The 1,823-nt window shown below is 32.1% G+C and carries 1 protein-coding gene and 1 tRNA gene; one reads left to right on the top strand and one right to left on the bottom strand.

All coding sequences use genetic code 11. From position 1 onward, the window contains the following. Nucleotides 1-855 (top strand): transposase (locus HX049_RS01660; protein ID WP_286413559.1); only part of this gene is annotated, 855 nt, incomplete at its 5' end. Between the two features lie 892 nt (nucleotides 856-1,747). Here HX049_RS01660 and HX049_RS01655 read toward each other — a convergent pair. Continuing rightward, nucleotides 1,748-1,820: transfer RNA gene (locus tag HX049_RS01655), tRNA-Phe, on the bottom strand. Nucleotides 1,821-1,823: the final 3 nt, after the last annotated feature.

Below are 1,823 nucleotides of genomic sequence, written 5' to 3'. Positions count from 1 at the left end.
AAGCTTCACAATAAGATTATAAAAAAATGCAAGCAAATAGCAGAACAAGAAAACGTAAAAGTCAGACAGACTTATACCCGAAATTTAAAGAAGTTATCCATATCTCAGCGTTTTAGAAATTACCCTAAAAATGGTGCAAAAGCAAGGAAAGCTGACAGGAAAGTAAAAACAATAGTAGGACGACTTGTAAGAGAACTTCAGAGAAAATTAGCGCCTGATTCAGTACATCATAAAGAATTAGAAATGTATCAACAAGTGCTGTCCCAAACTAGGAATTCAAAGAACAAAATTTACTCCTTACATGAACAAGCAGTATGCTGTATCTCAAAAGGCAAAGAACATAAGAAGTATGAATTTGACAATAAGGCCTCATTTGTAAAAACAGACTCAGGAGTAATAGTAGGAGCACTGGGATTCCGTAATGAATATGATGGTAACACCTTAGAAGCTGTATTAGAGCAGGTAAAAAAACTAACAGGTAAAGCTCCTAAAATCGCAAAAGTTGATCGTGGTTATAAAGGTAAAAAACAGGTAGGAGAAACAGAAATTCTGATTCCATCAACACCTAAAAAATCAGACAGTTATTACAAACGTAAGAAATTGAGTAATGCTCACAAAAAAAGAGCAGCAATAGAACCTGTAATAGGTCACCTTAAAACAGATCATAGATTAAATCGTAACTTCTATAAAGGGATTGTAGGAGATAATATCAATATTATGTTAGCAGCAGCTGCATTTAATTTTAAAAGAGTGATTAACAAATGTAAATCATCTTTTTGGCTCTTTTTTACAGAAACTTTTCATACAATAACCTACTTACTATTTTGCAATCTAAAGTTTAAAATGACTTTTTAAGGTTCGACTATTTACTCCTATACAAACATTCTGACGAAACTTCTTCTCATAACCATACCCTAACAACCCTACCAATAAATCCTTTCTTAAAGCTCATTAAACACTTAATTTTCATAATAGTTACTCAGCTTTTTTATTTGAAGACTTCTACTCTATTCAAAAAATCACATATTACTGTAATGTTGTATCAATATGCTGTTGGAATAGATAAAATATTAAAAAACAATATATATTTTGATTTCGATAACTCTTAGTAAATAAGACAAGAATATTCGACTTGCACTTCTTAGGTGATTATTAGTAGATTTCAAGGACTTTTCTTTCCCAGAAGATGTATTTCTCGAAGAATTGATCAAGAATATCTCAAGCATTCCCCTAGCAGCCACACAAAAAACTATCTCTAGTAGATTCCTTATTATTATTCATCCTCCCTTTCCTTGATTACAAATTTATAAAGACATAAAAGTACAAAACCGATTTACTTCCACTTTTTTCCTTTTTCTTCCATTTTTTTCCAAATACTTCTTAATATTTCCAAAAAAGTCCATTTATTTCCACTTTTTAAAATTCAAATAATTGAAAATCAACAAACAAGCGTTTTAAGCAAACCCATTTCTTCGGAAGCCCTTCGGAAGAGTTCAGTATTTGTTCGGACTGAGGGGCAGTTTTCCGAAGAACATCCAAAGACTGCCTAATAAATTCCCGAACAATCTGTATTTATATTTCTGTATAATGTAGATAATTGTTAGAAATAAGAAGTTTTTCCTATTCAGATTAACTAAACTTTTTGCGTAATCCCCAACTTTTGTCACTGATCCCAACTTTTGTCACTGATCCTTTATTTTCTTCATTTAATGCAAAAAAAAACCACTACAGTAAGTAGTGGTTTTTGTGGTGCCTCCAGGAATCGAACCAGGGACACATGGATTTTCAGTCCATTGCTCTACCAACTGAGCTAAGGCACCTTT

This window comes from Myroides odoratimimus (assembly GCF_030326305.1).
Lineage (GTDB): Bacteria > Bacteroidota > Bacteroidia > Flavobacteriales > Flavobacteriaceae > Flavobacterium > Flavobacterium odoratimimum_A.
Note: the sequence above shows the minus strand (reverse complement) of the source record. Positions and strands in the feature narration are given on the sequence as shown.